At 45.7% G+C, this 6,673-nt stretch carries 5 protein-coding genes and 2 tRNA genes; 2 read left to right on the forward strand and 5 right to left on the reverse strand.

Going from position 1 to position 6,673, the window contains the following annotated elements:
- Positions 1-203 precede the first annotated feature (203 nt).
- Complete coding sequence (locus tag ABGY95_RS04225) at positions 204-545, forward strand: hypothetical protein (protein WP_347440455.1); 342 nt, start codon at positions 204-206, stop codon at positions 543-545.
- A gap of 571 nt (positions 546-1,116) precedes the next feature.
- Here ABGY95_RS04225 and ABGY95_RS04230 read toward each other — a convergent pair.
- The 4 genes from ABGY95_RS04230 to ABGY95_RS04245 form a co-directional block, all read right to left on the reverse strand.
- A tRNA-Thr gene (locus ABGY95_RS04230) sits at positions 1,117-1,192 on the reverse strand.
- 79 nt (positions 1,193-1,271) lie between these two features.
- Positions 1,272-1,347: transfer RNA gene (locus ABGY95_RS04235), tRNA-Thr, on the reverse strand.
- Positions 1,348-1,532: 185 nt separating this feature from the next.
- The gene (locus ABGY95_RS04240) at positions 1,533-3,461 is read right to left on the reverse strand and encodes a HAMP domain-containing sensor histidine kinase (RefSeq protein WP_347440456.1); all 1,929 of its coding nucleotides are present in this window, start codon (positions 3,459-3,461) and stop codon (positions 1,533-1,535) included.
- A gap of 8 nt (positions 3,462-3,469) precedes the next feature.
- Positions 3,470-4,153 (reverse strand): response regulator transcription factor, encoded by a 684-nt coding sequence (locus ABGY95_RS04245; RefSeq protein ID WP_347440457.1) that lies wholly within the window; start codon positions 4,151-4,153, stop codon positions 3,470-3,472.
- Between the two features lie 584 nt (positions 4,154-4,737).
- Here ABGY95_RS04245 and ABGY95_RS04250 point away from each other — a divergent pair.
- Positions 4,738-5,292, forward strand: coding sequence for a DUF308 domain-containing protein (locus tag ABGY95_RS04250; RefSeq protein ID WP_347440458.1), 555 nt, complete (start codon positions 4,738-4,740; stop codon positions 5,290-5,292).
- A gap of 65 nt (positions 5,293-5,357) precedes the next feature.
- On the opposite strand, the gene ABGY95_RS04255 is transcribed toward ABGY95_RS04250, so the two are convergent.
- Entirely contained in the window at positions 5,358-5,975 is a 618-nt protein-coding gene (locus ABGY95_RS04255; RefSeq protein WP_347440459.1) for a TetR/AcrR family transcriptional regulator, read from the reverse strand.
- Positions 5,976-6,673 lie beyond the last annotated feature (698 nt).

Genomic DNA, 6,673 nt, shown 5'->3' on the forward strand with positions numbered 1-6,673 from the left:
CCCTAACGCCTTCAATTCTCCTATTCCATGAAAACACAAATTCCCGCCCCTACAGTTATGATCACCCCCTCACATAAGAAGGCGAACCTAAAACCATCCTCTAACGAAGCACATTAGGAGCGATTTCTGCACTGTAGGCAAAGGTTACACTAGACTATTGCCCCCTCTGGCGGCGGAAAGAGCGACAACCAGACCTAGGTATTGTGATCATCGGCAATGAGCTCTGCGGCTATGGAGCTTCGGGCTGTAACGGTGGTTGTTTACTGACCCTTGCGACACAGTACCTTTCTATCAAAAAAATTACGTTGCGTAGAAGCCAATTCGAACGCTCCATCGCAGTTGTCGCTTCCGACATGGGTATCACCGAACTCGTTCCAGCGCTTCTCAAAGAAACCAGAATCAGTCACGGGTCCACAGTCTGCGGCTCTGGGATTTCCGTACACTATTTCCACACCACTAGTGACATTCGTATCATGCTGACCAATGCTGGTGACACCCTCGCCTATGGCTCAAAAATGACAACTAGCTTCTTTCAGGCCAGCTAGTACAAAGACCAAGTAGAAAACACCATCATTCGTTTCTATCCTATACTCAAATACTTCAAAGCAGAACAAGCCTAGAATAATGTTTCAGATCGCTCGTTCACAGGATTCCCCTACTGTTGTAACCTCAATGACCACCCAAATATTCACTCCGGATTCGCCTCCTAAGGGAATAGGCTAACACAGGCCTCGCTCGTGGGAAAATACTCACTACACTTTGCCTCGATGCCGACGATGAATGGAGTCATTGTGAATTCGCTGGTGGCCCGTGTAACATATTCTCACCAGAGTCAATCCGCTGAATGTACTCGATGAAGGTTCGTGATGCCATCCGACGCAAAGAAGCAGGCGTAGATCTTGTTATGAAAGCTAGCGCCTACGAATCCATCATTGCAGGCTACGCCCAAGCTGCTGCCAAAGCCGATAAATAATTCGCAAAGCAATCAGATCGAGCTGATAGCTGCACATCAGATGAACCACTCCTTTTTTTGGGGGGCCTTCTCTAGTAGCTAGAATATAAACATTGCACTAGTAACAACAAACCCCTGAATCCATGCGGAATCTAGGGGTGAAATGGAGCCGAATATCAGACTCGAACTGATGACCTGATGATTACAAATCAACTGCTCTACCAACTGAGCTAATTCGGCTTCTTTTTAAACCTTGCGGTCTATTCATTTATGTTGTGTTTCTACTTAGTCTCCTCTTCCGCCTTGGTGAGGGAAAGGATGGAGCCGAATATCAGACTCGAACTGATGACCTGATGATTACAAATCAACTGCTCTACCAACTGAGCTAATTCGGCTTGTGACCCTGTCGCTTGCTGCCGTATGGCTGCGGGCGAATTATGTTTAAAAAACGATTCGGCGCAAGCTCTTTTTTAGTGAAATTTCGCTTTTTTTTGAGCCTCAGAACATGCAACGCCTAAAGAGTCATAATACCACTCTATACTCGTGGCTAACTCGCTTAAGATGAAAACTAGTAGATAAATCACCTATTATTTTTTAGATTTGAAGGGACTTTAAGAACAAAGCAGGCTCCTTTGTCAATTTTCTCATAGACTAGGTCCCCCTTCATCGCACGCGCTAGTCTGCGACAGAGCGCCAAACCTAATCCAACTCCTGGTTTGGTGCTAGCTGCCTGTTCGGAGGTTTTATGGAAGGGCTTAAATAGTCGCCCCCGTTGGCCCCGACAGACCCCCTGGCCCTGATCACACACAGCGATTCTTAGATTATGTTTATGAAATTCAGCAGTCACACTGATCACTTTTCCTCCATCGCAGGCATACTTTGCGGCGTTATCAACAAGGTTGAAAAGGATTTGTTCCACAGTGGTTGTGTTGACCAGTATTCTTCTGGCTGCATCAAATTCAGACATCTGCACTTGCAACTTCATACCAGCCCCGAGCGCACGATTTTCTAATCTATCAGTGGATCGTTCTATCAAGTCCCTCAAACTGAGTTCCTCAGATTTTTTGGACGCCACGCCCCCACGTTCGATCTGCGAATAGGATAACACGTTCTCAACTAGGTGAGTGAGCCTCTCCGATTCAGTCCTTAAAGTTTCGAGGTATTTCTGCTGGGTTATGGGTTCTTTAACTAAGCCAGAGCTAAGCATATCACTGTAGAGGCGAAATGTGGTGAGAGGTGTGCGTAGTTCGTGAGTGACTGAGGATACAAACGCGGCTCTCCTCTCACTCATTTTTATCACTCCACGCAACATGAAAAAACCGGCAACGAGGGCAAAGCCAACTCCCAACCAAGCAAAACCGATCGGTCCATCAACTACATCGCGAGCACTCACATCGACTGAGCTGTAGGAGTGTTGCTGGGGAATCAAAATAAAGGGTAGCTTGAGCATCACATTTTCAGTAGTGCTTCCATCTATTTTGTCCAAGTAAGGCTCGAGATTGGCTGTTGGAAAGAGGTCTGAAACTTCGTCTAATAGCTGTTTTACGATCTCCTGCTTTTTCAGCCATATCCCTTGCAGCATTTCTCTCCCCATGACCCTCACTCGGCGCACGAGAACAAGCTCATCCTCGATCCAAACTGGGGCAAATGCTGTCATTTCGGGAGTGAACACCTGTCTGTCCGCGTTGCTCTCGCTCTGGGACTGGAGTGGATTCGCATTCCACTGACTGTAATTTACAACATTTCCAGCTAACCGCTCCACAGATTTTTGCCGCTTACTCTTTTCCACTTTAGAGATTTTTTGTTGCACCTCCGGAGCATTTTTATACTGCACAACTTTGCTATTTTTTTGCTTCGTTGGAGCCTGCTTATTTAAATAATCTAGTGAGAAATTGTTGTCATCCTTTTGCACTAAAACTTGTGCTTGGTCTCCCCCCTCAACATCTAGGGCTTTGGGAAATGGAAGAACGAGGCAAGTCATGCATACCAAGTCTAAATTGGACTCGAACTCCCCCTTTTTATCTCCAGCAGGCGCTCGCAAAAGCTCGTTGAGTCTTTCTAACTTTTTAGAATATTTATGGTTGGCCGCAAGGCTCACACGGTGCCCTACTAGATAGGTTTCCTCATAGACTTGGGGGCTCAGGACTTCAGGTTGTTTTTGTCCTAGATCAACACTCCAGTATATATTAATGTATGCTGGTGCTTTCGCATAAATACTTGCCACGGGCACAAAATCAATCGCCTGACTTTGTACCTTATCTCTGTAGTCTTTAGTAAACAACTCTTCAGCAGGGCGAGCGTCTTCCGTGCCAACAATAGACGTAGCTAAGGTATCCAGTCGCCACATCGCCAAACGCACTCTTTCTTCCAGATACGCATCCGCTCCTTGTCGAACAGTGTCATTACTCTGCTCAACAAATCGTAAGGTCACGACAGACATCGCCAACAGCACCACTGCCGAACAGGCTGAGGCCACTAACCAAATAAGCCATGTTCTATTACCCATCATCGTCGTTTCTAATCAATTCTATACCCTTGGCCTCGCACCGTCTGCACCACAGTTTGATCCACGTCTCCTAACTTTCCTCGGAGATGGGCGACATGCATATCTATGGTTCTGGTGGTTACCCCTTTCGGGTCGAGTTCCCAAACCTGCCTCAAAATTTCTTCTCTAGCAATGGCTCGGCCTTTATTCGCCACCAAGTAAGCCATCAGACTAGCCTCTCGTTCTGAAAGTTCATGTAGAGCTCCAGTGCTCTCTATTTTCACTTCACGCCTATCAAAATCCACCTCACCATGGCAGTAGCTATATTTTTCAATGATTACTGCCCGCTCGGTCGACCTCCTCAAAACTGCATCCACTCGCGCTAGAAGCTCACGCAAGCTGAATGGTTTTACCACGTAGTCGTCAGCGCCCATCGTGAGCCCCTTGACCCGATCGGTTTCTTCACCACGCGCAGAAAGTATAATCACCGGCTGACCAAGACGCTTTTTTTTCAATGCATCCAAAACCTCAAAACCGCTGTGGTAGGGCATTACTAAATCAAGCAATAGCAGTTGATACTGGCGCTCAAGGGCATACTGCATAGCTTGGCGACCGTCTTTTGCTGCTATCACTTGGTAACCAGAAAGAGTCAGGGCATCGACCACTCCCTGGCGCACAGCATTATCATCTTCAGCTACGAGTATTGTTGGAATCATATCTACTTTCTAATGTAGGGCACGCCACAGCTTGCTGTGTAAATTACATGTAAATATCAGCGGGTCACCAAAGGCGGAAACACTTCACTCAGATAGTTCTAGCCGAATCTGCAGATCCCATCAACAGCACAAATCACGAGATCACTAGTAATTCGCTAAGAATGGTCACGATTTATCCTAATCCTAATTTCACGAGATTTGTATCCTTACATTTTGAAAAAATAAAGAAAACCTAAAACAACCGTGGACACTACAGATGCCACGCTAAACTGTTGCTCAGAGATATAGTCACACAAAGCCTCACCCACGCAGACTATGCCAATTCCGATACTCACGAAATAAGCACTAGTTCTGATTTCATGCTGATTACTCCATTTCAGTCAAATGAACGTAATACCGAAGAAAAGTGCTGGAATAACAGCTCCAGTGAGGATTCTTTATTGAGCCTGAGGCTTAAACTGCGTACTTTAACTCTAATGCTAGCTATAAAAAGGTAAGAACTGATAGTGTGATAGTCGCCAAAAAGGAATCTTAACCACACCTGCTTGCACGAACAATCTCCACCCTAACACCATTTATTATTTATGAATAAACCACTCGTCGATTTACTATCCAAGGGTTGGTCGCTCTTGTTCCTTCGAGGACTAGCTGCTCTGATTTTCGCTATCCTCGCCTTTACTGTGCCAGGAACAACAATAGCTTTCCTCATTACTTATTGGGCCATCTATATTCTATTGGATGGCGTGTTCTCGCTCGCTGGATCTTTGACGGGTGGCTCACCTGCACCTCGCTGGTGGATGAGCCTATCGGGACTTCTTAGCGTGCTTGCAGCATTTTTCTGCATATCTAATCCATCCATTGCAGCGGCCACCTTCATCCTCATACTTGGCTGGATGTGTATTTGCAAAGGAGCAGTCGAATTCATTGGCGGCCTCACGGCCAAAAGTGGCTGGTTCATTATCGCTGGCATTCTTTCTCTCTTCTTCGGAGCTTGGTGCCTCAGTGATCCTCTAACAGTAGCAAAAATAATAGTTAAGCTCGTTGCCGCATTCTCATTTATCGCAGGCTCTGTATTCGTAGTACTCTCACTCAAACTACGCAACCACAGTAAGAGCCTACCAAAAACAATCGACGTCTAAGTGGACATTCCAACGATCAACAAAAAAGGCGCCCCTCTCAGAGTGGAGGCTTTTCATATACTTAGTTACTCACTGCTGAAACCTGAGAGCACAAATTCTACAAGCTCTCTGAAATCTTTCTCACGGTCTAAAGTTGGGGTCTTACCAGCCATTTTGTTAGCTAGTGCTGCGAATGATTGATAATGCAGAGCTGCACCGATACAAAAGAGCAAGCGTTGGAGGATCTCCTCTTGGCTAAGATGACCAGCTTTGATCGATATAATCAGAACGTATTTCTGAAATACTTCACCGAACAATACCAACACAGAATTCGGCACACTATAGTCACGCTCAATAAGGTAGCGCGCTGCTAGACGCGCCAAAATATCCGCGTTACTACCATGCTCATCTGGAAACATCACTGGACGAATGTAGCTTTCTAAAATCTGCTTCAATGTTACCTCTTCCTCTCCACCAGCCTCACTGACAACCCCCTCTAGCAAGTCGACTCTGTGCTGGTTCGCAGGGTTGAGAACTTTTTTAACCACCTCTTGAATCAAGCCGTCCTTACTACCAAAGTGATAGCTCACGGAGGCTAGATTGACTCCAGCTTCATTGGTTACATCACGAACTGAAACGTCTTCAAAACCTCTTTCGCTGAAAAGTTTCCATGCCGATGCTAGTATTTGATCTCTGGTGCTCATGTTTAGTTAGAAGATTAGCCTGGCCTCTCTAATTTGCAACATCTTAAACAAACGCTTAACAAGCAAACACAAGCAGTATCAACGACTGGCTCAATTACCTCTATTTGTCTAGCGAAGCTCAGCCAAACTTGTATTTGAGTGACAATGCTCAACTGGGAATATTCTAGCGAATAACTGAGTCCAACCTGACGGCTTTAGATGAAGTTGAAGCTGTTCGAGCGTGTGCTTTATTGTATGATCTTGAGGGTAACTACGGTTCTTAGGGAGCATCGCAGCAAAAAGGCGTAGCAAGCATGTCAGGCTTTTTGAGCTCCCTTGGCTGACTCTTTTTCGAACCCGTCGTGGAGCTTCAACTTCTTAGCTCTGCTTGTTTTTAAGATCTGAAAGCCAGCCAAGAATCAATCCAGCATAATGTCGCTATTATAGGGCTTGCTAGCGTGAGAAAAAGTGTTTCGGTCAGCTACCAACATTAATGAATAAGCAATGTCTCGCAAACATCATTGGCGTACTATTTAGGGCGTAAGTTGCGCGAAGAACAGGCTTACGAGCTGACTTCATGCTGTAAATGCTCGAGCTTGTTTATCTATGGCATGTTTGCAAGCGAGCTTACTAATAGGTGTGAAGGAATGAGCTTGCTGAACTGAGTGAGCTCAGGCATTTTGTCTTTGATTGGTTTATAGGTAATCAGGCCGATCCTG

This window comes from Rubritalea sp., from assembly GCF_039830215.1.
GTDB lineage: Bacteria > Verrucomicrobiota > Verrucomicrobiia > Verrucomicrobiales > Akkermansiaceae > Rubritalea.